The organism is Bacillus sp. JHAA (assembly GCF_036961585.1).
Lineage (GTDB): Bacteria > Bacillota > Bacilli > Bacillales > Bacillaceae > Bacillus > Bacillus velezensis.
This window is the reverse complement of sequence record NZ_JBAMDE010000004.1, coordinates 412,280-436,739: the sequence shown is the minus strand read 5'-3', so window position 1 is coordinate 436,739 and position 24,460 is coordinate 412,280. Positions and strand designations below refer to the sequence as shown.

Annotated in this window: 25 protein-coding genes and 1 riboswitch; of the genes, 10 read left to right on the top strand and 15 right to left on the bottom strand. The window is 46.8% G+C overall.

All coding sequences use genetic code 11. The annotated features are described in order from the left end of the window. Positions 1-31 precede the first annotated feature (31 nt). The 3 genes from V7728_RS12390 to V7728_RS12380 form a co-directional block, all read right to left on the bottom strand. The gene (locus V7728_RS12390) at positions 32-1,246 is read right to left on the bottom strand and encodes a CynX/NimT family MFS transporter (protein ID WP_047935377.1); all 1,215 of its coding nucleotides are present in this window, start codon (positions 1,244-1,246) and stop codon (positions 32-34) included. Further along, positions 1,236-1,922, bottom strand: a complete 687-nt coding sequence (locus V7728_RS12385; RefSeq protein ID WP_007609773.1) for a FadR/GntR family transcriptional regulator — start codon at positions 1,920-1,922, stop codon at positions 1,236-1,238. The genes V7728_RS12390 and V7728_RS12385 overlap by 11 nt, the downstream gene beginning before the upstream one ends. A 121-nt stretch (positions 1,923-2,043) precedes the next feature. Continuing rightward, the gene (locus V7728_RS12380; RefSeq protein ID WP_007409298.1) at positions 2,044-2,760 is read right to left on the bottom strand and encodes a GntR family transcriptional regulator; all 717 of its coding nucleotides are present in this window, start codon (positions 2,758-2,760) and stop codon (positions 2,044-2,046) included. 176 nt (positions 2,761-2,936) lie between these two features. Beyond that, positions 2,937-3,036: riboswitch (purine riboswitch) on the top strand. Positions 3,037-3,090: 54 nt separating this feature from the next. Between V7728_RS12380 and V7728_RS12375 the strand changes: the two genes are divergently transcribed. Next, positions 3,091-4,251, top strand: coding sequence for an MFS transporter (locus tag V7728_RS12375; protein WP_007409299.1), 1,161 nt, complete (start codon positions 3,091-3,093; stop codon positions 4,249-4,251). A 51-nt stretch (positions 4,252-4,302) separates the two neighbouring features. Here the strand turns inward: V7728_RS12375 and V7728_RS12370 are convergent, their stop codons facing one another. Then, complete coding sequence (locus V7728_RS12370; RefSeq protein ID WP_059368350.1) at positions 4,303-4,869, bottom strand: YdhK family protein; 567 nt, start codon at positions 4,867-4,869, stop codon at positions 4,303-4,305. A 196-nt stretch (positions 4,870-5,065) separates the two neighbouring features. On the opposite strand from V7728_RS12370, the gene V7728_RS12365 reads away from it, so the two are divergent. Next, on the top strand, positions 5,066-5,230 hold the full coding sequence (locus V7728_RS12365; protein WP_165913843.1) for a hypothetical protein: 165 nt from the start codon (positions 5,066-5,068) through the stop codon (positions 5,228-5,230). A gap of 61 nt (positions 5,231-5,291) precedes the next feature. Here the strand turns inward: V7728_RS12365 and V7728_RS12360 are convergent, their stop codons facing one another. Both V7728_RS12360 and V7728_RS12355 read right to left on the bottom strand, forming a co-directional pair. Beyond that, entirely contained in the window at positions 5,292-6,650 is a 1,359-nt protein-coding gene (locus V7728_RS12360; RefSeq protein ID WP_082999041.1) for a serine hydrolase, read from the bottom strand. Positions 6,651-6,786: 136 nt separating this feature from the next. Further along, positions 6,787-7,056 (bottom strand): hypothetical protein, encoded by a 270-nt coding sequence (locus V7728_RS12355; RefSeq protein ID WP_007409303.1) that lies wholly within the window; start codon positions 7,054-7,056, stop codon positions 6,787-6,789. Positions 7,057-7,287: 231 nt separating this feature from the next. On the opposite strand from V7728_RS12355, the gene V7728_RS12350 reads away from it, so the two are divergent. Next, on the top strand, positions 7,288-7,542 hold the full coding sequence (locus V7728_RS12350) for a hypothetical protein (protein WP_007409304.1): 255 nt from the start codon (positions 7,288-7,290) through the stop codon (positions 7,540-7,542). A gap of 57 nt (positions 7,543-7,599) precedes the next feature. Here V7728_RS12350 and V7728_RS12345 read toward each other — a convergent pair whose 3' ends face one another. Further along, the gene (locus tag V7728_RS12345; RefSeq protein ID WP_082999040.1) at positions 7,600-8,793 is read right to left on the bottom strand and encodes a macrolide family glycosyltransferase; all 1,194 of its coding nucleotides are present in this window, start codon (positions 8,791-8,793) and stop codon (positions 7,600-7,602) included. A 141-nt stretch (positions 8,794-8,934) separates the two neighbouring features. Beyond that, the gene (locus V7728_RS12340; protein WP_082999039.1) at positions 8,935-9,621 is read right to left on the bottom strand and encodes a GntR family transcriptional regulator; all 687 of its coding nucleotides are present in this window, start codon (positions 9,619-9,621) and stop codon (positions 8,935-8,937) included. A 182-nt stretch (positions 9,622-9,803) separates the two neighbouring features. On the opposite strand from V7728_RS12340, the gene V7728_RS12335 reads away from it, so the two are divergent. Beyond that, positions 9,804-10,862, top strand: a complete 1,059-nt coding sequence (locus V7728_RS12335; RefSeq protein WP_082999038.1) for a tartrate dehydrogenase — start codon at positions 9,804-9,806, stop codon at positions 10,860-10,862. A gap of 48 nt (positions 10,863-10,910) precedes the next feature. Here V7728_RS12335 and V7728_RS12330 read toward each other — a convergent pair whose 3' ends face one another. The 4 genes from V7728_RS12330 to V7728_RS12315 form a co-directional block, all read right to left on the bottom strand. Then, the gene (locus V7728_RS12330) at positions 10,911-11,693 is read right to left on the bottom strand and encodes a class I SAM-dependent methyltransferase (RefSeq protein ID WP_025284338.1); all 783 of its coding nucleotides are present in this window, start codon (positions 11,691-11,693) and stop codon (positions 10,911-10,913) included. Positions 11,694-11,728: 35 nt separating this feature from the next. Continuing rightward, the gene (locus tag V7728_RS12325) at positions 11,729-12,346 is read right to left on the bottom strand and encodes an NUDIX hydrolase (RefSeq protein ID WP_059368361.1); all 618 of its coding nucleotides are present in this window, start codon (positions 12,344-12,346) and stop codon (positions 11,729-11,731) included. 175 nt (positions 12,347-12,521) lie between these two features. Then, complete coding sequence (locus V7728_RS12320) at positions 12,522-13,394, bottom strand: DMT family transporter (protein WP_099566453.1); 873 nt, start codon at positions 13,392-13,394, stop codon at positions 12,522-12,524. A gap of 215 nt (positions 13,395-13,609) precedes the next feature. Then, entirely contained in the window at positions 13,610-14,431 is an 822-nt protein-coding gene (locus tag V7728_RS12315; RefSeq protein WP_082999037.1) for a MerR family transcriptional regulator, read from the bottom strand. Positions 14,432-14,562: 131 nt separating this feature from the next. Here V7728_RS12315 and V7728_RS12310 point away from each other — a divergent pair, with 131 nt between their 5' ends. After that, positions 14,563-15,021 carry a GNAT family N-acetyltransferase gene (locus V7728_RS12310; protein ID WP_032866763.1) on the top strand — a complete coding sequence of 153 codons (459 nt, stop codon included), beginning with the start codon at positions 14,563-14,565 and terminating at the stop codon, positions 15,019-15,021. Between the two features lie 157 nt (positions 15,022-15,178). After that, a complete protein-coding gene (locus V7728_RS12305; protein ID WP_015416927.1) occupies positions 15,179-15,922 on the top strand; it encodes a sulfite exporter TauE/SafE family protein in 744 nt (247 codons plus the stop codon). 41 nt (positions 15,923-15,963) lie between these two features. Here V7728_RS12305 and V7728_RS12300 read toward each other — a convergent pair whose 3' ends face one another. After that, complete coding sequence (locus V7728_RS12300; protein WP_014417044.1) at positions 15,964-16,803, bottom strand: helix-turn-helix transcriptional regulator; 840 nt, start codon at positions 16,801-16,803, stop codon at positions 15,964-15,966. 108 nt (positions 16,804-16,911) lie between these two features. On the opposite strand from V7728_RS12300, the gene fabF reads away from it, so the two are divergent. Continuing rightward, complete coding sequence (gene fabF, locus V7728_RS12295) at positions 16,912-18,147, top strand: beta-ketoacyl-ACP synthase II (RefSeq protein WP_021495025.1); 1,236 nt, start codon at positions 16,912-16,914, stop codon at positions 18,145-18,147. 28 nt (positions 18,148-18,175) lie between these two features. Here fabF and V7728_RS12290 read toward each other — a convergent pair whose 3' ends face one another. Further along, positions 18,176-19,387 carry a Bcr/CflA family efflux MFS transporter gene (locus tag V7728_RS12290; protein WP_082999036.1) on the bottom strand — a complete coding sequence of 404 codons (1,212 nt, stop codon included), beginning with the start codon at positions 19,385-19,387 and terminating at the stop codon, positions 18,176-18,178. A gap of 145 nt (positions 19,388-19,532) precedes the next feature. Then, entirely contained in the window at positions 19,533-20,666 is a 1,134-nt protein-coding gene (locus tag V7728_RS12285) for a glycerol dehydrogenase (RefSeq protein ID WP_014304447.1), read from the bottom strand. A gap of 282 nt (positions 20,667-20,948) precedes the next feature. Here V7728_RS12285 and V7728_RS12280 point away from each other — a divergent pair, with 282 nt between their 5' ends. The 3 genes from V7728_RS12280 (at position 20,949) to abc-f (ending at position 24,356) form a co-directional block, all read left to right on the top strand. Next, positions 20,949-21,806 (top strand): YitT family protein, encoded by an 858-nt coding sequence (locus tag V7728_RS12280; RefSeq protein WP_082999035.1) that lies wholly within the window; start codon positions 20,949-20,951, stop codon positions 21,804-21,806. Positions 21,807-21,922: 116 nt separating this feature from the next. Beyond that, positions 21,923-22,450, top strand: a complete 528-nt coding sequence (locus tag V7728_RS12275) for a GNAT family N-acetyltransferase (RefSeq protein WP_082999034.1) — start codon at positions 21,923-21,925, stop codon at positions 22,448-22,450. Between the two features lie 277 nt (positions 22,451-22,727). Further along, positions 22,728-24,356, top strand: coding sequence for a ribosomal protection-like ABC-F family protein (abc-f, locus tag V7728_RS12270; protein WP_099566452.1), 1,629 nt, complete (start codon positions 22,728-22,730; stop codon positions 24,354-24,356). Positions 24,357-24,460 lie beyond the last annotated feature (104 nt).

Genomic DNA, 24,460 nt, shown 5'->3' with positions numbered 1-24,460 from the left:
ACAAAGGACCCTAAGCGGGCCCTTTGTTTTTTTATGCTGTTTTGATCTGTTCCGCTTTTCCCGCTCCGACTCCGAAAATGAAGATCAGAACGGAGACTGCGATCAGCATGAATAACGGAACCGTCCAGCCGTGCGTGATGTCATGCAGCAAACCGAATACGAGCGGCCCGAACGCGGCAAGCAGGTATCCGAATGACTGGGCCATGCCGGAAAGCGCCGCGGCTTCATGAACATGCCGGGTCCGCAGGCTGAAGAACATCATCGCCAAGCTGAACGCACAGCCTCCCGCAATTCCGATTAAAATGACCCATAGCGGAGTGAGAGCCGGGCTTCCGAAAAGAACGCCGGCAATGCCGATAAGGAAAAATAAAGCCGTCAGTCCGGCGAGTGAGCGCTGATTTTTCATTTTAGCGGCAGCGATCGGCACGATAAAAGTAATCGGCAGGACTGAGAATTGCATTAATGAAAGCATCCATCCCGCCTTACTTGAGCTGAGTCCATTCTGCTGAAGAATTTCCGGCAGCCAAGCGATGACGGTGTAAAAAATAAGGGATTGCAGCCCCATGAACATCGTCACCTTCCAAGCAAGCGGAGACCGCAGCAGACTGCTTTTCTTCTCTCCGTTTGTCCCAGTCGTGCGGACGGGCAGTTCGCGTCCTCGCATTTGCGGAATCCACATGACAAACGCAATGAAAGAAAGGATAGCCCAGCAGCCGAGCGCGCCTTTCCAGCCTAACCCCGCTGAAGAGGCGATCGGCACGCTGATGCCGGATGCAATCGCGCCGCACAGATTCATAGAAACCGAGTAGACGCCGGTCATGATGCCTAAATTTCCGGGAAACTTATGTTTAATGAGACTCGGCAGCAGGACGTTGCATACGGCGATCGACAATCCCAACAGGATCGTTCCGAAAAAGAGAGTGCCGATTCCGGCGATGGAGCGCAGCAGAGTTCCGGCTGTCAGGACAATTAATGATGACAGTAACACAATCTCGGTCCCGAAGCGCCGGGACAATAAAGGAACAAACGGCGACAGACATGCAAAGGCCAAAAGCGGCACTGTCGTAATGGTGCCGGCAGCCGCATTGGTCATGCCGAGGCTGTCCCGAATTGAGGAAACGAGCGGCCCGACCGATGTCAGAGGCGCTCTGAGGTTGGCCCCTATCAATATGACTCCGATGACCAGCAATATCAGTTTTTTACGCTGACTTGCTTGCAGAATTTGATGTTCGTCTTTAATTTTCATGTTCATCCTCCATGTGTATTGTATCTTTAAATACTGTGATGTATTGGTTGACGGCCTCCATGGCCTGATCCGGTTTCTGTCCGATAATCGCGGCGGCAAGCTGGGTGTGGATCCGTATAGCAGGGGTGATTTCCAACAGGTTATGGACTGACGCACAAAGCGCCTCCGTCATATGCTCGTAAAGATCAGAAAGCATGTTGTTATGGGCCGCCTGTACAATGGTTTTGTGCAGTTTAATGTCAGCCTCGGCATACCGTTTTCGATCTTCATTTTGCAAGGCCGCTTCACATTCATCCAAGCATGCCTTCAGTGCTTTCAGGTCTTCGTCATTACGCCTTTCCGCCGCCAATCGCGCAGCTTCTCTTTCGAGTGCGTATCTGACTTCTAATGTTTCAAGCAAATTTGATTTTTTAATATGGCGGTAAAATGCCGCGCCGAGAACACTGGATGAGCTGACATACGTACCGCTCCCCTGCCTTGTCTGAAGCAGGCCGGCATGTACGAGCGCCCGAATGGCCTCACGCAATGTGTTTCGGCTCACATCAAATTGCTTCATTAAATCCAGCTCAGGGGGAATGCGCGTCCCGACCGGCCATTTATCCGATTGAATTAACGATTCAATTTGCGTCACCACTTGTTCTACGAGCGACAGTCTGCTTGTTTTGGATATCTCCATCAAAACACCTCTGAAATTTGTAGGATGATTCTATCATTGGGTAATATAACATAAAAGAAGCGAAGATGTAAATCAGCGGCAACAAAAAAAGAGTGAGTTTTTCTCTCACTCTTCGGCGCTTTTATGAACGTTTTATATTGACTGAGGTCACGACAAACTTGTCATGACGGTGGCGGGAAAATGAATATTCAAAGGGAGTGCCGTTGTCCAAAAAGCCTACATGCTCGACTTCAAGTATCGGGTCATCCGGCCGGCAGCCGAGATATTGCTGATCCATATCATCCGACTTGCACGCTCTGATTTTTCTGTGTGAGCCTGCGATTTTGAGCTGGAGTTCCCGCGTAATATGATCGTAGATGGAATGGTTGAGCACCTCGTCATTAATGCCGGGTATAAGGCTCGCCGGCATGTACGTTTTTTCAAGAACGTACGGTTCGCCTTCAACAATTCTGAGCCTCACTACATAATAGACGGGAGTCTTTTCATCAATGGCCAAATGTGCGGCGACATCTTGAGACGGAAACTGCACTTCAAACCGGATGACCTTGCTCTTGATATTTTTTCCTTTTAACAAATTGCTCAGACCGAGAATTTCGTTGCTGACTACGTGAACGTGCTCATCCTGCATGGCTGATTGAATGATAAACGTGCCGTGCCCTCTTTTTCTGAAAAGCATTCCTTCAGCCGCAAGTGTATCAAGCGCCCGCTTCATCGTCATCCGGCTGCACCCGAACTCCGCAGCGAGCGTCTTTTCATCCGGGATCGGCTGATCTATGTCATATACACTGCTTTTAATCCTCTTTCTCATTTCGTTGGCGATTTTTTCGTACTTATTCATCGGTTTCCTCCGGCTGTATAATGTTTGATCTGTATAGACTCCTTACGGTTATCATAAATTTTTTTCCCTGCTTCATCAATGACGTTACAGCCGCCGATATTGAAATTGAAAGGATTTCCTCGAATTTTCTATGGAATCTCCCTCACTATTATGGTAGAATTTTTGCAGAAACGGACACAACCGAATATTGCATACATTGTATAACCTCAATGATATGGTTTGAGGGTGTCTACCAGGAACCGTAAAATCCTGATTACAAAAATTGTCCCGTACACTTTTTGTAATCAGGATTTTTTATTTTCTAAAAAATAAAAAAAGGAGTATCTGTACATGAATTTCAAAGTATTTCTGCTTGCAGCATCTACCATCGCAGTCGGATTGGTTGAATTAATTGTGGGCGGTATTCTTCCGCAAATCGCTTCCGACTTAGATATATCTATCGTCAGCGCGGGGCAGCTGATCAGCGTGTTTGCGCTCGGTTACGCGGTATCCGGCCCGCTGCTTTTGGCGGTGACGGCAAAGGCTGAACGAAAGCGGCTTTATTTAATCGCACTGTTTATTTTCTTCCTAAGTAATCTGGTGGCTTATTTCAGTCCCAATTTCGCCGTACTTATGGTGTCACGGGTTCTCGCTTCCATGAGCACAGGGCTGATTGTCGTCCTTTCTTTAACGATTGCTCCTAAAATCGTGGCGCCTGAATACAGAGCGCGGGCGATCGGCATCATTTTCATGGGGTTCAGCTCCGCAATCGCTTTAGGCGTGCCTGTCGGCATTATCATCAGCAATGCCTTCGGATGGCGCGTTCTGTTCTTGGGAATCGGCGTATTATCTCTCGTTTCCATGCTGATTATCAGCGTCTTTTTTGAAAAAATACCTGCTGAAAAAATGATTCCGTTTCGTGAGCAGATCAAGACGATCGGGACCGCCAAAATTGCCAGCGCACATCTTGTCACCTTGTTTACATTGGCGGGGCATTACACACTCTATGCCTACTTTGCGCCTTTTTTGGAAAGAACGCTTCATTTGAGTTCCGTTTGGGTCAGTGTATGCTACTTTTTGTTCGGTCTGTCAGCGGTATGCGGCGGCCCGTTCGGAGGCTGGCTGTATGACCGTTTAGGAGCATTTAAAAGCATCATGCTTGTGACCGTTTCTTTCGCTCTGATCCTGTTTATTCTTCCGCTGACAACGGTTTCTTTAATCATTTTCCTGCCTGCGATGGTGATCTGGGGATTGCTCAGCTGGAGCCTTGCGCCGGCGCAGCAAAGCTATTTAATCAAAATTGCGCCTGAGTCTTCCGATATTCAGCAAAGCTTCAACACGTCCGCTTTGCAGATCGGCATCGCGCTCGGGTCAGCCATCGGCGGCGGCGTGATCGGACAAACCGGTTCTGTCACAGCAACAGCCTGGTGCGGCGGTTTGATTGTCATTATCGCTGTCGCGTTAGCTGTATTCTCTTTAACGAGACCCGCTTTGAAAAGAAAATCCGCATAAATGTAAGACCGCAAAAAAGCCAAAGGAATTCCTTCGGCTTTTGCGGTCTTTTTATTTTGCGGCAGCAAGCTCGTCTTCTGTCACCCATTTATGATTGGTTACTTTTTGGCCGCCGTCAGTCGGTGTATAGTCGACCATATAAACGGTTGTCTTTTTGGCTGAATCAATAACGGCTTCGGCGCCCTTCATGCCTTTCATATGAGATGCCTCGATCACGGCCTTGTCACCCGGTTTTAACGTTTTATCCCCGGCGCCCTTCAGCTCTTCCTGAATGACCCATTTATGATCTTCGACGCGCTTTCCTCCCGTTTCCGGAGTGTAAGACACACTGTAAACCGTTGTATCATAAGCACCTTTTACGGTTCCTTGTGCATTTTTCATGCCTTTCATATGAGAAGCTAAAATCATGACGTCACTGCCGACCTTATAAGTCGGATTTTCTGCCTTCTTTAAATCTTTCGGCACCTCGGATGAACCTGAGTGAATCATGTCTTCGTGAGAGTGCGTTTCTTTGTCTTTCGCTTTTTCGCTTCCTCCTGAAGATTGGCTGTTGCATCCGGCAAGCGCCAGAACGGGGATCAGGAGAAACATGCTGAATAAAAATAGTCTCGCTTTCATTTCAAGAACTCCTTTGCCTTTTTGATTTTTCACTTTCCCTTTCGTTTCTTCAGTAAAACAAAAAGATGGCCTGTCATTTCTCCTAATTCTTCAAATCTCTCTTTATTGCCTTTCATCAGGTGAAATTGTTCACAAAATGTACACATTAATGGAGATGCAGTATAATTCATTTATCAGATAATAGGGGGAACTCATCATGAAAACGAAGGTTTTTGCGGTGGTATTGGGCGCTGTTTTAATGATTGCGGGGTTGGTTTTGGCAGAGGTTTCGCTTTATATGGAATACATCACAATGCTCGGAGCTATGATTTTTTCTTCTATATTTATGTCAGAGCCGAAAAGAAAATTTCGCGTCATCTAAGGGGTTTGACTTTTCTATTACCGCCGTCTTCTCAGGACGGCGGTTTTGTTTTGCATGTCACTCAGTCTATCCGCACAGCCGTTTCTTCTGTGCCGTCCTGATATAAAACGAAATGCGGGGCTGTTTGTGCTTTATCACCTGCAAATTCAATTTCAAGCGGCAGCGCCCTGACAAAATAACGGGTTTCCGTCATTGGGAATAATTCGAATGGAGTCTGCCCGTCTATTGTAAGATACAATCGGTTTTCTTTTACCGCCACCGATGCATGTGTGTCATCCTGAAATGAGTAATTGCCGGTAAATCTGCTGTAAATCGCAGGATCGATATCTGCTTTTTTCTGATCTGCCGGACGTTTCGGAATCACGTATGGCTGATCAAATAAGATGTTTACAGCCGCGGCAATTACAGCTTGTTCAAATTGATACGATTGTTCCATATTGCTGAGATAAATGAATGTTTTATTCTGGTCAATATACCGGATCATCAGAGTTGAATAGCCCGGCCAGCCTCCGTCGTGACTGATAACCTTCCCTTTTTGGGGGCTGTTTTGAATCATCCAGCCAAATCCGTATCCGAATTGCTCTTCTTCATTCCAATAGCCCGGTGTAAACGCTTGATCTTTAGACTCTTTGCCGATGATTTCTTCCGTATAAAGAGCCTGATAAAACAGATATAAATCTCTTATAGCGGAGTTAACGGTTCCGTCACCTTGAATTCCGTCAAGAAAGACGACATAATCAGTTTCCTCAAGTTCATCCGGCAGCACATATTCTCCGGAATGAACATCATACACATAGCCATATGCATAGTTCGGAATGTTTTCTTTACTCAGCCTTCTGTTATAAATCCGCGTATCGTGCATACGAAGCGGATGAAATACGGCTTGTTTCATAAATTCAGCAAAACTCATGCCTGATACAATTTCTATAATAACCGCTAACACCACATACCCCGTATTACTGTAAAGCCACTCCTTGCCCGGCGGGAAATAAGCATCCGGCTTATGCTGCTTGAGCATATTGATCACATCTTGATTAACGGCAATTCTGTCCCGGTCCCAATGTGTTAAGAACAACTCCATATAGTCCGGCAATCCTGACGTATGATGGAGTAAATGCCGAATGGTAATGCCCGGATAAGGAAAATCAGGAAGCCACCGCTCTATCATATCGTCATAACGCAGCTTCCCTTGCTGCTCTAAAATGATAACGCCCAAAGCTGTAAACGGCTTAGATACTGAGGCCAATTCAAAGACCGATTGGTCATTCAGCATCCTCTTTGTTTTCAGTTCTGCAGCGCCGAATGAACCCTGGTATAAGATGCGGCCGTTTTCCGCTGCCAATACAGCGCCGTTTATTTCATGTCTTTCGTCTAAAGTGCTGAAAAGCTGTTCAAACGCTTGTTTTTTCTTTTCGTTCATTTCACGAACCTCCATATACAAGCTGATTTACCCTTTTATACGAACGGCCGCTTTAGAAGTTTCAATATTTTCCCTTTCCGGAACACCAGTCAGTATACTGCCGTTCAGGCAGCCGCGGAGGTTTGATGAATGTCTTTTATTCACACAATACTGTGCAGGCTTCGAATTCAACATGCTTCTCGTCTTTATTTGCACCGGCAATTTCCATAGTCGAAAACATCGCGCAGACGACGGCTTTGTATTCGTTCATGACGGTTTGAATTTCAATCAGGAACCGTTCGGATGAAGCCGCGTATTCCGTTACGTACTCTTTCATTTTGCCGATAATATCATCTGCCTGACGGCTGAAGCCGGCCGCCTCCAAGTCACTCTCAAACTGGTTTTTGTTGATCATATGAATATGCATTTTTTAAAGGCTCCTTTCAGCAGCATTTTGTGGTTATATCTACTGTAAAGGACAGACTTGGATAAACTTTTAATAAAATATGAACAAAATATGAATTGGCTCATCGGCCTGACCGGCGGGCTTTCGGCTGTGCTCCGTTTCATTTGGACTACATGAAATAATGACTTCTTTACTCTGTTAAAAACAGCTCATATATGATCTAATACCAGTAAAATGTTTAGGAGGCGGCCTATGTCAGCAGCAGGAAATCGGCAAAAATTTTGGGTCATGGCGATGCTTATAGCGGTCTTCACCGTGTTCGTTTTCTCTTTTTCTGAGAATCATTCACAAAAGAACTGGCACACAGCGGTTGACCAGGCGTCAGTGAATGTCTTCGGCCAGCAGATCTTTGAAAAAGACCGTCTGGCAAAAACACTCGACGCACGTGAGGCAGAATCTCTTTTGACTCTTGTGAAACTTGCAAATGCAGAACATCACATCATCTAAAAGCCATTATAAAAAGCCTGTTTCCCTTTGACAGAGGAAACAGGCTTTTTCCATGTATTATTGAGCATGTTTTTGTTCAATAAACCGGTCGATCCGGGCGAGAACATCCTTCATGTCCGTACATTCTTTAAAGCTTTCATTAATGGCTTGAATGCCTTGTTTGTATTTTCCGTTATGCAGCACTTCTTCCGCGGCAAGCTTTACCTTTTCAGCGCTCACTTCATCTTTTTGCACGGTATAGCCTGCATCCAATTCAGTCAGGCGGCGCGCAACCATCGGCTGGTCTTTATCGTGCGGGATGACGACCAGCGGCACTTGATAATGAATGCCTTCATTTACACTGTTCATTCCGCCATGCGTGACAAACACGTCGGCCTGCTCCAGCACTTCAAGCTGCGGCACGTACGGGGCGATGATAAAGTTTTCCGGCGCCTGTTTGATTTTCGACAGATCGGCTTTTTCCCCGGCGGCAATGACTACTTTTCCTTCAAAATCTGAGAACGCGTCTATGCACAGATTGAAAAACGCTTCCGTGTCCCCGAGCACCGTTCCCATTGAGATATAAATGACTTTTTCATTCTTTAATGCGTCAATCGGGAAGTCGACGCGCCCTTTTCTCTTCGGAAAACTCGGACCGATAAATAAATACTCATCTCCGAATGTCTCACTTTCGGGCTGAAAATATCTGCTTGTATAGACGACGTTCAATTCACCTGTGTTGTTCATAAATTGAACCATGCTGTCAGGGGCGACACCGTATTTGTCTTTCATCTCGGCCAACAGCTCTTCACATTCCCTGTCCGGCTGAAACGGCACGCCCGATTCCGGGTGGAGCGGCAGTATTTTCAGACGGTCTTCATTGAACAGGAAGGATGCTGAAGAAGAGATGCCGGGAATGTTGAGATAGTCCCGCACCAGCTCTCCCGCACCGAATTTATCATAATAGACGGCGTCGAATTGAATGTCCTCTGCCAGCCGCTGCACAATATGTAAAATCTCCAGTGACGTTTTGATATGAACCTTTAAAAATGCAAGTATGCCGGACGGACTGCCGGGATCAATGGGTGTCATTCTGAGCAGATCGCTGTGAAGATGAACTTTCGCCCCTACTCCTTCCAGTCTGCTTTTGTATTTTTCCGTTGAGATATAATGAACGTGATCGCCCCGATCGCTGAAGGCCTTTGTCATACCCAATGTCGGGTTTACGTGTCCTTCTGCGGGAAAATTGATCATCAGAATATGTTTCGCCATTTTTCAATCTCCTTTGCCTTTTTTGCGTCTCTTCCATATCCATCATAAATGACGCGGAAAAAATCATGCAAGGAACATCCGTCAGGTCTTTATGACGGTTCGATGACATCGGCAAAAAAAAGACAAGGCATTTCGCCTTGTCTATCGTGATGATTCGTCTGTTTCTTCCGCTCTCAGCACGCCTTTCAGATGTTCTTCATCATGCTTGAGATGCTCCGTCATATATTGCACGGCTTTTGTTTTGTCGCCCTTTTTTATTTCTTCAAAGACTTTCCGGTGCTCATGCAGAATAACCTCCGCACGTTCATCGCCTTTAAAATTAAGAACTCTGCAAAAATGAATCAGCACATTGACATGCTCAAGCAGCATGGCCAGCCGGCTGTTGCGGCTGAAATCCACAAGGAGCCGATGAAACGACTCGTTTAAGGAAATAATCTCAGTCTCTTTGACGCCTTTATTGATGGCTTCTTCCGTCTCCCGCAGCTGTTTTTCAATGAGCTCAATTTCACTCTCAGCCGCTTCATCAATAACCAGTTCGACCGCCAGTGATTCAAGTGACATTCTGATTTTATAAATCTCTTCAACATCCTTAACGGACAAAGAATAAATGACAAAGCCGTTTCGATCGTCTGCCGTCAGAAGCCCGTCCTTTTCAAGGAGCCGCATGGCTTCTCTGACCGGCGACCGGCTGACTCCGAAATCCTTGGCCAGCTGAGTCTCATTCAGCCGTTCACCCGGTTTAAAAATCCCGTCAAATATCATTTTTTTCAATTGGGAATAAAATTGCAGATAATACGGGATTGGCTTATCTAATTTAAAATTATCCATCTTTCCTACCTCTTCATACAATTTAGGCCTTATTGTTACCAAGATCATATAACAGTTTATCTATGGAAGCAACATTCCCGAGCTTGTCAGCATATCGGATGTGGCGTAATATGGAATTATGATGAACGACGGTCGACAGTCTGCCGTAAACCGAAAACAATTCATTCAGAGGTGACGGAAACATGAAAACATACAAGATTGCCAGCATACCGGGGGACGGTGTGGGGAAAGAAACAGTCCCTCAAGCGGAGCGGGTGTTGAACGCGATCGCCGAATTACATGGAGGCATTGCCTTTGATTTCACTTCTTTTCCGTGGAGCTGCGAGTATTATTTGGAGCACGGGACGATGATGCCGGATGATGGATTAGAAAGGTTACAGCACTTTGATGCTTTGTTTTTGGGAGCGGTGGGGAATCAAAAACTCGTCCCCGATCATGTTTCGCTGTGGGGGCTGCTCATCAAGATACGCCGGGAATTTGAACAGGTGATTAATGTGCGGCCGGCGAAGCTCCTGCCGGGAATCACTTCCCCCCTCGTTAACCCGAAAGATTTTGATCTGATAGTCGTCCGCGAAAACAGTGAGGGCGAGTACAGCTCTGTCGGCGGCAGAATCTATCAGGGTGAGGACGAAATCGCCATACAAAACGCGGTCTTTTCCCGCCGGGGTACGGAAAGAGTGATGCGGTATGCTTTCGAACTGGCGGCAAGTCGGCGGAAACACGTCACAAGCGCGACGAAATCAAACGGTATTGTTCACTCGATGCCGTTCTGGGATGACATCTTTAAAGAGGTCAGCCGTGAGTACGCCGGGATTGAGACGGATTCCCAGCACATCGATGCACTGGCGGCCTTCTTTGTCACGCAGCCGGAACGCTTCGATGTCATTGTCGCTTCAAATCTGTTCGGAGATGTGCTGACAGATATCGGCGCGGCGATTATGGGAAGCATCGGAATCGCTCCCGCAGCCAACATCAATGTAAACGGCAAATATCCTTCCATGTTTGAGCCTGTTCACGGCTCCGCCCCGGATATTGTCGGAAAAGGAATTGCCAATCCTATAGGCCAAATATGGACGGCGAAATTAATGCTCGATTCATTCCGAGAAGAGGAACTGGGCCATCTCCTCTTACAATCTATTGAAACGGTCACAAACAGCGGCATTCTGACTCCTGATGTCGGCGGAAAACATTCAACGGAAGATGTCACTTCCGCTATTATTTCTCAAATCAAGAACAGATAATACGAAAAAAACCGCGGGCAGGAAAACTGCACAGCGGTTTTTTTCGTCTCAGACGGGACGGATCGCGCAGAAACAGGCCGATTCACCTGTGAAGCCCGCAATACGGTCTGATTGATCCTTTTCTACAGAAAAAAACCGCTGTATATCACGAGGAGCATCCAGCATCTGTTTTTCCAGTAATGCGGCTTTCTCTTCAGTCAGGCCTGCCCGTTCACACCAGACGGTAAATTGAAATGGTTTCAAAAAGCAGACAGCGGATTCAATCCGGAAGCCGGCTGTCTCCAGAAAACGGAGCCATTCTGTTTTTTTCCACGCCCGAAAGTGGCTCTGATCCCGTCTCTTCTCAATGTCATTATAAAAATGGTCATATTCATCCTTTTCAGGTGCGGTATTGTCAATGAGAAGCAGTCTGCCGCCCGGTTTGACAACCCGAAACGCTTCATGAACAAAGGCTCTGACATCGGGAAAATGATGCGCCGCGATTCTGCATGTGACGATATCGAAAGCAGCATCGGAAAACGGCATCTTTTCAGCATCGCCTTTTTCGAATGACACGTTCGTCCATCCGTTTCCGGTTATAAATGCTTCAGCGGCTGCTAACATTTCTTCCGTGAGGTCATAGGCGATAACAGAGCGTACGAGAGGAGCGAGAGCGTTAGCCGTATGTCCGCCTCCCGTCGCGATATCCAGCACGTCCATATGCTTTTCGGCACCGGAAGCTGAAACGAGATACGCCAAATCCTCTCCTGCGGCGTGTCCTGGACTAGTCACATATTTCGCGGCGTTTTTGGCAAATTGCCGCTGCGCCTGCTGTTTAATTGAATCCTCCATTATACTCGGGCCCCCTTTTCTTTCTGATTGCTGCCTTAATCAAAATAAACGGGTTCGTCCGGATGTTTGAGATATGCAAACATCTTTTCAATCTGACTTTTTGTATTGCGGGCTTCAGATAGCGGCGGCAGTTCCGTTTCCGCAAAAAAGCCGGCGGCGCTTGTTTCTGTTCCCTCCCTGATCCGGCCGCCGATGATCTCGCATTTGATAAACACTTTGTAAACGTGGGCGGCGGACGGCGGATGGGAATGGCATTTCTTATCCATTACAGCTAACAGTTTAACGGGCTTTACGTCGATTCCTGACTCCTCTTTTACTTCTTTGACAGCGGTCTCGCCCGGAGAAATCCCGATATCAGCCCATCCGCCCGGCAGCGCCCATCTGCCGTCGCTTTTCTCTCTTACCATTAATATGCTCTGATCTTTAAAGACTGCCGCTCTGATATCAACTTTCGGAGTGGGATAGCCCGTGTCACCGGCGAATACGTCTTTGATGACCCTTTTGTCGGTGCCGGTATGATGCGCCATGATATCCACGCTTATTTTTCTTATTTCTTCAAATCTCTCAATATCATATATGTCTTTGGAATAAGCCAGCCCCGCTTGCGCCGCGGATTGAAGCTGTTTTGCCCAATCTAGCCATTTTGGCTCCATTTTTTCACCGCCCGTTATGTTAATTGACGAAACCCCAAGAGTCAGGATATTGCACCTTGAGAGTACCGGTGCCCATGATCCGTTTCTGCTCCTTGTTTTCTGTTTATGGAGGGGCGAATCCTGCCGGGAAAACAGAAAAAAGCCATTCATTTGCTGAATGGCTTTTTTTCATTTTCTATTTTTCTTTCATGACGAGAACGACGCCTGAAACAATAAGAGCCGCCCCGATCCAGAAGGTTCCTCCGATCGTCTCTCCCAGCAGCAGCCAGCCGAGCAAAGTCCCGGAAAGCGGCTGAAAGAAGAAAAACAGACCGCCGCTTGCCGCATTCAGTAATTGCAATCCGCGATTCCAAAGCATGAACGCGCAGGCGGTTGAGATCACACCCAGATATAAAAGTCCGCCCCATATCTCAGGCCGGGCAAGCTGAGACAAAGGAATCTCCCGAAGCGGGCCCGCTGTAAACGGGGTCAGGATGACAAATGCGACGCAAATGGAATACGTTGTGACGACAAGCGGTGAGTAATGGCCGGGAACCCGTTTCATCAGCACGGACATCAAAGCCCATGTCAGCGCCGCAGCCAGAAGCGAGAGACCGCCGAGCTGGCTCGACATATTGAGATCTCCGTTCCCCACAATGAGCAATACTCCGATCGTCGCCAGCCCTGTCGATATTCCTTTTTTCAGCGTTAACCGTTCTTTCAACATCAGCCGGGCAAATACAACCATAAATGCGGGAGTGGATGCCGTAATAATCGCACCCATCTGCGCGGTTGATAATTTCGTGCCGATTTCCTGCGTGACGATCGAAACCGTGTTGCCGATCAATCCGATCGCAGCGATCAGTAATAAATCACGTTTATGAACTTTCCAGGATTGGCGTGTAAATAAACTGAGAATCAAAAACGAAAGAAGCGCCACCGCATATCTCAGCCATACCAGTTCAAGCGGCGGAATGACCGCTACCACAACTTTTACAACGACATACATACCGCCCCAGATACTGGCGGCCAATGCCAAATAAATTGAACCGAACAATGTATTTTTCAATTTGATGCACCCTCCGTTATCATATTAGGTCACGTCATATGCCCTAACGGAGAGAAGCGCAGTCACTTTCCTCCATTAAGGGCGGAGAAGTGCTGCCGGTACATCATGTTCAAATAAGGGCGCTAGAAACATATCGTTTTTCACCTCAATTGCAAACTGATTTTTCTCATTATACAAGGTTTGTTAAAAGACGTAAATGAACGGCGGCATCGGCTTTATCGATTGCGGACTTGCAGCTGGATTCTTGTGATCTGATTGTCAAACCCGTCCGCCACAACCTCATCAAGCATATATTCTTCATATGCATAATTGCCCATTTCCAGCCCATACTCTTCAATAAACTGCATGATGCTGCGGTAAGCCGCTTCCGCTTCATCCCCTATTTGGTACCCGACGGCATAAAGCCCTTTCGGCTTGATATGGAGGTCTCTATTCTCTATGCCTTCTTCTGTCTTCATATAAAAATGGGTGTAGTTGTAGAATTCTTTTTTCAGAATCTGCTCCCGCGCAAACAGTCCGCCGACCGGATGCCCCTGATCGAGCTCATGTACCCGCATATAGCGGATCAATTCTGAAATGGCGGCAGTATATTGCCGTTCTGGCAAATGGAGTACGGGCCGTCCTATCATAAGTGTCTCTTCATCTAATCGCTGCAATGAGACGGAGGAAAAATCTGTCTCCAAGGCTTGTTCGGTCAGCTTCACCTTTGTCCGAATCATCCTTTGCAGGTGCTCCAGCTTTTTGATTTTGCTTTCGATTTCTGAAGATTTCTCTTTTAAAAGCGTGATGATACCCTCAGGGGTTTTGTCTGTTAAGAGCGGTTTGATCTGCTTCAAGGGAACGCCGACCTCCTTAAACAGACCGATGACCTGAAACAGTTCGAATTGATGATAGGAATAGTATCTGTATCCGTTCGCTTTTTTGATTTCCGGAGAAAGCAGGCCGATCTCGTCATAATGGAACAGGGTTTGTTTTTTTACGTGGCACAGTTTTGCAAATTCACCCGTTGTGAAGTATTTTCTGACGTCTTCGCTCATAATGCCTCCTTGACTATACGGTAACCATATCCTTTATGATGATCATTGTATCCGAGAGAAGGCTGATTCACAAATGGCTTACGTAATGAAAGCTTTACCGTCTCAAAAAAAGCGGAAGAGGAGTATCAAGTATGACGATTGAAATTAGAACAGTCACGGAAGAAAACCGTGCCGATATACTGGCGCTTCATGTAAGGGAAAGCCAGACTTCATTTATTGAAACCGCGGAAGAGTGCTTACAAGATGCTGAGGATTGCCGGCATTATCAGCCGGCCGGTCTTTATGTTAACGGGGAATTGGTCGGCTTTGCCATGTACGGATGGTTTCCGGAATATGATGAGGAAAATGAAAACGGCAGAGTGTGGCTTGACCGTTTTTTTATTGATGAACGCTATCAGGGACGGGGATTGGGCAAGCTGTTGCTTGATGCCCTAATCCGTCATCTCACTCAAATATATGATTGCAGACGGATTTATTTAAGCCTGTTTGAAGATAACGTCCACGCATTGCGGCTTTATCAAAAATTCGGCTTCTTATTCAATGGAGAGCTGGACTTCAATGGTGAAAAAGTGATGGTGAAAGAGCTGTAAACCCTCTGTATATAAGCAATTCGGCTTCTTGCCAATACCTTAAATTTGAGGTAACATAAAGATATTAGACGACGGTCGACGGACTACGGTCGATTATTAAAACCTGATAAAGCGGAGCGGAACATGGTGATCAGGCATCTAAATGGAGGAGAAGATTGTGCTTATTATACTCGTTATGTTTCTTCTCGGGATTATTCTCGGGTTTATCGGCGCCGGGGGAGCCGGTTTTGTCATTGCACTTTTAACTATACTGTTTCACGTACCGATTCATACGGCTTTAGGCACCTCCCTTGCCGGAATGGCTTTCACAAGTTTGTCGGGGGCTTTCAGCCACTACCGTGAAGGCAATATTCAGATGAAGATCGGCCTCATCGTCGGCGTTTTTGCGGCATTCGGTTCGTTTTTCGGGGCAAGGCTTACTTCCCTTATCCCCGCAGATTTGCTGCATTACTTGACGGCGGGCATGCTGTTTTTATCTGCTCTGCTTATTTTAGTCCGGTTATTTATTGTAAAAGAAACACAAGAAGATTCCGGACAGCAAAGCAATCTGAACATATGGGTGAAAGCCGTTGTACTCGGTGTCATCGCAGGAATCTTGTCCGGAACGTTCGGGATCGGCTCTGCCCCTTTCATCCAAATCGGCTTAATGATTCTTTTGCGCTTATCCATCCGCCAGTCGGTCGGCACCACCATGCTTGTCATTATCCCGCTTGCGGTCGGCGGAGGACTCGGTTATGTGACGGAAGGATTTGTCGATTATATGCTGTTGGTCAAAGTGCTGATCGGAACGATGTGCGGCGCATATGTCGGAGCGAAATTCACCAACCTCGTGCCGAAAGTCATTCTGAAATCAGCCATCTTTTTAACACCGGCCATCGCCGGTCTCATGCTTTTATTTTAAACTGAAACGGGAGGCGGCCGCCTCCCGTTTTTTTCTGTTCTTCATCTGTTTTCGAAGAGCTTTTTCAGCTTTGCTTCCGTTTCGGTATGATCTACCGGCGTATACACACTGCAGCGCAGATCACTGTTGCCCTGAACCTGAAATGAAGTCAGGTTAAAGACCATTTTTCCCGCCTTCGCGTGGCGGAACTCAATTAATACTTCGGGTGCCGAGCTGACTTCGCTCTCATTCCACAGCGTATGAAATTCCGAATACGTTTTCTCCATTTCTTCTATAAACTGAGAATACCACGTATCCGCTACATACTGGCCGTAATACGTTCTGAAAATGGCGATGAATCCTTTCACAAAGTGCTCCCAGTTCACGGCTAAACTTCTTAATTCTTTTCTGGAAAACAATAGCTCTATGAGATTCCGCTTTTCAGGAGGAATTTGTTCAAAATCTAAAAACACGTGCGCCGCAGCCTGGTTCCATCCCACGATATGACACCGCCTGTCCGAGATAATGGTGGGACAATAACGAAGCTCCTGCAGGATTTTTGAAAGCGACGGGCTGATAACCGCTTCTTCCTCCGCGGTAAACGGCTGCTTCACGCCCTCCTCAATAGCAAGCGCGTATAAATAATTTCTCTCATCTTTGTTCAGCTGCAGCGCATCGGAAACGGCGTCCAATACGGCTGCGGACACTTTAATGTCTCTGCCCTGCTCCAGCCACGTATACCACGTGGTGCTTACGCCGGCTAATTGCGCGACCTCTTCTCTTCGGAGTCCGGGCGTTCTTCTCCGTGTGCCCATCGGCAGCCCGGCCATCTGCGGAGAAATTTTGGCCCGCTGCGTTTTTAAAAACTCTGAGAGCGCCTGCAATCTTCCTTCTGGTATCATACCGAATCTCTCCTCTCTTACCCTGGTATTCATTATACTAGGATAATCAACAACTTGTAATAGGATAATTGCGAGTTACAATAAATACATACCGAAGGAGGAATGACCATGAAAAGAGTTGTGATCACCGGAATGGGAGTGATTTCACCTCTCGGCAATGATGTGCATACATTTTGGAAACACCTGACGGAAGGAAAATCGGGAATCTCTTTCATCGATTCATTTGATGTCTCCGGCTCAAAGACAAAAATAGCCGGTACCGTCCGTGATTTTGACGCAGAAGAAAGATGGGGCAGAAAAGAAGCGAGACGGCTTGACCGTTTCAGCCAGTTTGCTCTAGCGGCAGCGGAACAGGCGCTTGAAAGCTCCGGGATTCAGCTCGATCAGATTGACCGTGAACGCCTCGGCGTGTACGTCGGCTCGGGAATCGGCGGCATCACGACTTTGATTGATAATGTTCATACTTTAAATGAACGGGGAGCGCGAAAAGTGAGCCCGAGCCTTGTCCCCATGATGATCTCAAATGCGGCCGCCGCTCAAATCAGCATCAGATTAGGCGCGCTCGGCCCCTCACTTTCTCCCGTCACCGCGTGTTCCATCGGCAATACGTCGATCGGGGAAGCATTCAACGCCATTCGGAATGATGACGCAGATATCATGTTTGCCGGGGGAGCGGAAGCGGCGATTACGAATTTGTCATTAGCCAGCTTCGGCAATGCCCACGCGCTGTCAGCGAGAAACGAAGACCCCGCCGCGGCAAGCCGGCCGTTTGACGCGGATCGCGATGGATTTGTCATGAGTGAAGGCGCGGGCATCTTAGTATTGGAATCATTGGATAGCGCAATCGGCAGAAATGCCCCGATCCTTTGTGAGGTGCTCGGCTACGGTGCGAGCTCTGACGCCTATCATATGGTGGCCTCCCATCCGGAAGGAACGGGCGCATACCTGGCGATGAAAAACGCTTTGAAAAAGGCGAATGTTTCAGCGGAAGACATTGATGTCGTAAGCGCTCATGCGACAAGCACAAAAGCCGGAGATCTTTCTGAAACGTTGGCCATCAAGACATTATTCGGGGAGCTTGCGTATGATATTCCGGTTACGGCAAACAAATCAATGCTCGGCCACATGCTTGGCGCGGCAGGCGGCGTTGAAGCCATCGCTCTGACAGAAAGCCTGAGACACGGCATCATCCCGCCGACGATCAATCTGCAGCACCCTGATTCGGCATGTGATTTGGACTATGTAGCAGACGGGCCCCGCCAGCAATCGTTAACGATCGGCCTTTCCAACTCATTCGGCTTTGGCGGGCATAATTCGGCAATCGTGCTGAAGAAATATGAATAACGGGCATCAAAAAAAGGAGTGAATCATTTCACTCCTTTTTTGCTTTCTCCGTTTTTGTTGTTAAGGCGAAAAAAGCGATGGAACCGATAACGGATGTCGTGAACATAATTGCCCCCATCGGGACGGCCGTCGCTTCATTCATCCCCACAAGCGGCGACACGATGGAACCGAGAAGAAGCGGAAGCATGCCGAGCAGTGCGCTTGCGCTTCCCGCGCGGTGTCCCTGCTTTTCCATCGCCAATGTAAAGGTGCTTGTCAGCGTCATGCCGATCGTAATCATATAAATGAAAATTGAAATCACCAGCGCCGCCAGCGGTCCGTGAATGATCGTCATGACGAGCAGAACGGCAGTCGCCGTCATCGCTGTAATCACGCCGATTCTCAACAGGCTTTTTTCGTGAATGATTCCGCCGAAACGCCCGATGATAAAGCTTCCGGTAATGATCGCCAGACCGTTTATGCCGAATAAAACACTGAATACCTGAGGCGATACTCCGTAAATATCCTGATACACGAAAGGCGTTCCGGAGACATACGCAAAGCTCCCGCCGTGAATAAAACCGACCGTCAGCGCATAGCCGATAAATGACCGATCCTTCAGCAGGCTTCCCATTGTCCGCACGGAATTTCCGATGGAGCTCGGAATCCGCTTTTCCGGCGGCAGGGTTTCTGTCAGCTTGAACGCAATGATGAGAACAAGCAAAAACCCGATAAAGGTTAAAAAGAGAAAAATCGTATGCCATGATGCAAACGGAAGCAGTAAAATCGCGCCTCCCGTCATCGGCGCCACCATCGGCGCGACGGCGGTAATGACCATCAGCAGCGAGAAAAATTTAGAAAGCTCTCTTCCCGAAAACACATCTCTGACGATTGCACGGGATAAAACGAGTCCTGCCGAAGCGGTGAATCCTTGAAGAAAACGGGCAATCACTAATGTAGTAATGTTCGGTGCAAGTGCGCAAAACAGAGAAAACAACGCAAATAAAAAAATACATAGTAATAACGGTTTTCTTCTTCCCTTCGCGTCACTTAACGGGCCGACAACAACCTGTCCGATTGTCAATCCGATCAGACATGCGGTTAAACTGAGCTGGACAAGCGATGCGCGGGCGCTTAAATCTTCAGCGATTTCAGGGAAACTCGGCAGATACATATCTATATTGAGCGGCCCCAGTATCGCAAGCATTCCGAGAAGAAAAGCCAGCGCAAGCCGCTCCTTACCGGTCGGATTATGAAGCATATCGTTCCCACCTTTCCTTTGTCAATCTCTCAAAACATTTGTATATTGTATCATAATTTTTTCTTTATTTTTAAAAGTTTTCAAAGGGCATAAAAAAACCAAGGGCTGTAACAGCCCTTGGGTCCGGGTCACGCGGTAAAAGGTTTTACGCGTGTTTTTCTTTAAATGCTTTTGCGTATTGATCAGCCGCTATAATGGCATCCGCCACGTCGTCAGCCGTCACGTCAAAAGCGGCATGAATTGTTTCTTCTTCAATCGTCGCGGCTTCTGCCACTTTCATAATGTCCTCTTTAGATGCGTCTTTCAATTTGATGTCTTCAAGTGTGACAGGCAGCCCCAAGCTGATATAAAACGCGATATACCGCTCAATTTCCTCAAGCGAACGTTTTTCCAGCGCCAATTGAACGAGCGTGCCGAATGCCACTTTTTCACCGTGGGTCAAGTGATGGATTTCACCTTCAAGCGCGGTAAATCCGTTATGAATGGCATGCGCCGCAGCTAAGCCGCCGCTTTCAAATCCCAGTCCGCTCAGAAGTGTATTGGCTTCAACCACCGCTTCCAATGCGGGCGTAACGGCTTTCGCTTTCACAGACTCATAAGCGAGACGGCCGTATTTGAATAATACCGCTTCACATTTTTCCGCGATAGCCTCTCCGGCGATTGTCGGAATTCCGCCTGCCATCGTTTTACCGCCATTGGCGATGACACTGCGCGCCTCTATCCACGTCGCCATCGCATCGGCAATCCCTGATGCTAAAAAGCGCGGCGGAGCTTCCGCGACGATTTTCGTATCGACCAGAACCAGGTCAGGATTCTTATGATAGAAACGATAGTTTTCGAACGCGCCTTGTTCAGAATACACGACAGACAGCCCGCTTGTCGGAGCATCCGTTGAAGCGGCCGTCGGCACGATAACGGTATAGCCGTTTATTTCATCTGATACGGCTTTGGCCGTATCAAGCGTTTTACCGCCGCCGACTCCGATGACAATAGTCGCGCCTGCTTTTTCTGCGATGCCGGCAATTCTTTTCATTTCTTCCTGGGAGGCTTCGCCGTTGAAAACCGCCTCTTCAGAAGAGATATTGCTTTTCTTTAATTCAGCCGTCACCTTGTGGCCCGCGATATCCCATACGGTTTTGTCCGCGATGACGACGGCTTTTTCACCAACGCCCTCCAGATGTCCGCCGATCGTTTCAATGGCGTTTTTTCCCTGCACGTATTTGGCCGGACTGATAAAAATTCGTTCCAATGTCATCATCCCTTCTTCGTTGTCTCTCATTACATTTCTCTTATTGATAGAGCAGAAATGAAAACTCTTCTGATATAATTCCTCGTTTTAAATTGATTTAAACCTCATATACACTGCAGAAAAATCAATTTTCACGGCATTGACAAGATGTGAAGGTGTCTATATAATCTTCGATATTGAAGCTGATCATTCTTTACTGAATGAACAAACGAGATTGTGAATGATTCGTCTTAAAAATTATTTAGTTCTGCTGGATAATTTTTGAGGCGTTTTTGTTTTTTATATATTTTTGACTGCGGAGGAGGTTTGCACATGAAGAACATTTGCAAGGATATACTGATGATTATGGCCGGAGCCTTTCTTATTGCGGCGTCCGTGGAATTTTTCGTCATCCCGAATCATTTAGGGGACGGCAGCACCGTGGGAATCGCTCTCGTGTTATATTATCTTTTCCATATACCTGCAAGTATTACGACTCTGGTTGTAAATTTGATTTTTATCGGGCTGGCTTATAAATTTTTAACGAAAAAAACGATTTTATACACGATACTCGGTACGGGAATGACTTCTGTTTTTCTCAGCATCGTCAGCTTTATTCCGTTCGGCGTGCACGATATGGTGCTCGGGATTGTATTCGGCGCTCTGCTGATGGGAGCGGGGCTGGCATTGATCTTTATTGCTGACGGATCTACCGGCGGGACCACGCTTTTGGCGTATTTATTAAATTACACAAAGGGCTTTAACATCTCCAAAAGCATGTTTTATATGGATTGTGTCATCATTTTCGCATCCGTTTTAGCGATCGGCATCAATCATATGCTGTATACGTTTATATTCGTATATCTGTGCGCCAAAATCGTCGATATTGTCATTGAGGGTTTCCATAATAAAAAAGCCCTCACCATTATGTCTGACCAATACGAAGAAATCGCCAAAGCCATCACCTCCGAGTACGGCAATGCGGCGACGATTTTTTACGGATACGGGTATTACGGCAGCAAAGACAAGCGCATTATCTATGTTGTCATTAAAAAGAACGAATTGCTGAAAATCAAAAAACATGTTCAAAAAATTGATCCGAAATCATTTATCGTTATTCATGAAGTAAAAGAAGCTGTCGGAGGGCAATTCGGGTCTACAAACCTGCCCGCCGCCGCAAATGAAAAATAACCGCCTGCAGTGTATAGCTGCAGGCTTTTTTTATTCGGCTCTTCCCCGCTCAAAGGTTTTTACATCTTTCAATCGAAGTAGTAAATGAAACCTTTTTTGATGGAGGAACATAAAAAATGAATATCAAAACTGACAGGCTCGTAATTCGGACATTTGAACCGGAAGATTGGCAGGATGTCTATGCGTACGCCTCAAATCCGAATGTCATGAAATATATACCAGAGGGTGTCTTTACCGAAGATGATGCCAGGAAATTCGTTACTGAAAACAGCGGTGAACATGCCGGGAAGTTTCCCGTTTTATTGAAGGATGAAAAAACGGTCATTGGCCACATTGCTTTTTTTCAGTATTTTGGCGATCATACGTATGAAATCGGCTGGGTGTTTCACCCGGAATACCAGGGCAAAGGATATGCTTCAGAGGCGGCGCGCGCCGTGCTGGCATTCGGGTTTAACAAGATGAAATTACACCGGATCATTGCGACATGTCAGCCGGAAAACATGGCTTCGCACCGGGTGATGGAAAAGATCGGAATGAGACGGGAAGGATTTTTTAAAAAATGCATCCCCCAAGATAATGAATGGTGGGACGAATATTATTATGCCGTTTTAGAAGAAGAGTGGGAAGTCTCCAATCTGGAATAAAAAGGCTTATACCCTTTGCTTTTACAGATAAGTGTGTGCTACACTGTTTGTAACAAATACGAAGGGATGATGGGTGGACAATGATTAACTAATCTTATTTTGACCGTTTGAAATCAAATATTTCAAATCAGAAAAAATAGGATTAGTCTGCCCATTTTCTATACGATACGAAAGCTATGTAAAAATAGCTTATTTGATCATGCACAGGTACGGCTAATCCTTCCAAATCAATTGGGAGGATTTTTTTGGTCCTCCCTTAAAAGCGAGGGATTGACATATGAAAGAAATGTTAAAGTTAAGCGGCATCAGTTATGAAATCAACAGCGTTCCCCTTTTTGAACAGATTAGCGCGAGCGTTCAGCAAGGTGACATCATCGGCGTTATCGGTAAAAACGGCGCCGGCAAATCTTTATTGCTGCAATTGATCTGCAATCAAAAAGCGCCGTCACAAGGACAGATCCAGATGGTGCAAGATGTGAACGTATATATGGTTGAACAAGAAACGGAAGCTTATGATTCCGGCCATCCGGAACCTGCGGAGGCAGCCTTGTTAGAAAAGTGGAACGTGCCCGCACGCGCCTTTTCACAATTGAGCGGCGGAGAAAAACTGAAAGCCCGTCTTGCTAAAGGTTTCTCCTCCTCAAGCAGCCTTTTGTTATTAGATGAGCCGACGAACCACCTCGATCAGCACAGTTTAGAAATACTGCTAAATCAGATCAAGAATTACAAAGGCACCATTATTTTTGTTTCGCATGATCGTGCTTTTATAGATGCAGCGGCGACAAAAATCTGGGCCATCGAAGGAAAGAAACTCATTGAGCATAAAGGGAATTATTCAAGCTATATGGAGGTCCGCAAACAGAGAAGGCTGACACAGCAGCGGGAATATGAGAATCAGCAGCATATGATCAGACGGATTGAAGCTCAAATGAACGAGCTGAGCGCCTGGTCAAAAAAAGCCCACGCCCAATCAACGAAAATAGAAGGATTTAAAGAATACCATCGCGTAAAAGCAAAACGCACGGACGCCCAGATTAAATCAAAGCAGAAGCGCCTTGAAAAAGAGCTTGAAAAAGCGAAAGCAGAACCGGTTGAAGCGGAGTATGAAGTCCGTTTTTCCATTGAACACCGCAAAAAAGCGGGAAAGCGTTTTTTAGAAGTAAGGGATGCCGCAAAGTCATATGACGGACGAACGCTTTTTAAAAACGTGAATTTCACTGTGATGCACGGTGAAAAGATCGCGATTACAGGCCCGAACGGCAGCGGGAAAACAACATTATTGAAGGTCATCCTCGGGCAGGAAAAAGCGCAGGGCAGCATATGGATTTCTCCGTCTGCAAACGTCGGATATTTAACGCAGGAAGTATTCGACCTCCCGCTTGATAAAACCCCCGAACAGCTTTTTTACAAAGAAACGTTCGAGGAAAGAGGAAATGTTCAATCTCTCATGAAGCATTTAGGATTTACCGCAGCGCAATGGACGGAACCCATCGGCAAGATGAGCATGGGAGAGCGGGTCAAATGCAAACTGATGGCGTTTATTCTGGAGGAGAAAGATGTGCTGATTCTGGATGAGCCGACAAACCACCTTGATCTGCCGTCACGCGAGCAGCTTGAAGACACTTTGGCCCGATACGACGGAACGCTCATCATCGTTTCACATGATCGTTACTTTGTCGAAAAGACGACGGACATCCGGCTTGATATCTCAAACGGCAGCGTCCGAAAACAATGGAAAGAATCTCCCTCCGTCAGGGACGATGCTGAAGAACTGCGATTGAAGCTTGAGACCGAACGGCAGGAAGTCCTCGGAAAACTCAGCTTCATGACTCCGGCTGATAAACAATATCGTGAGCTTGATCAAAAATTCAAAGAGCTGACGGAAGAGATCAAGAAATTGAAATGAATGAAAAACCCGTGATTGTCACGGGTTTTGTTTTGGAAAGCTCACGTATCATGAAGAATAATTTCAAACTGATTTGTACAACCTACGTTCAGATTAATTATGAG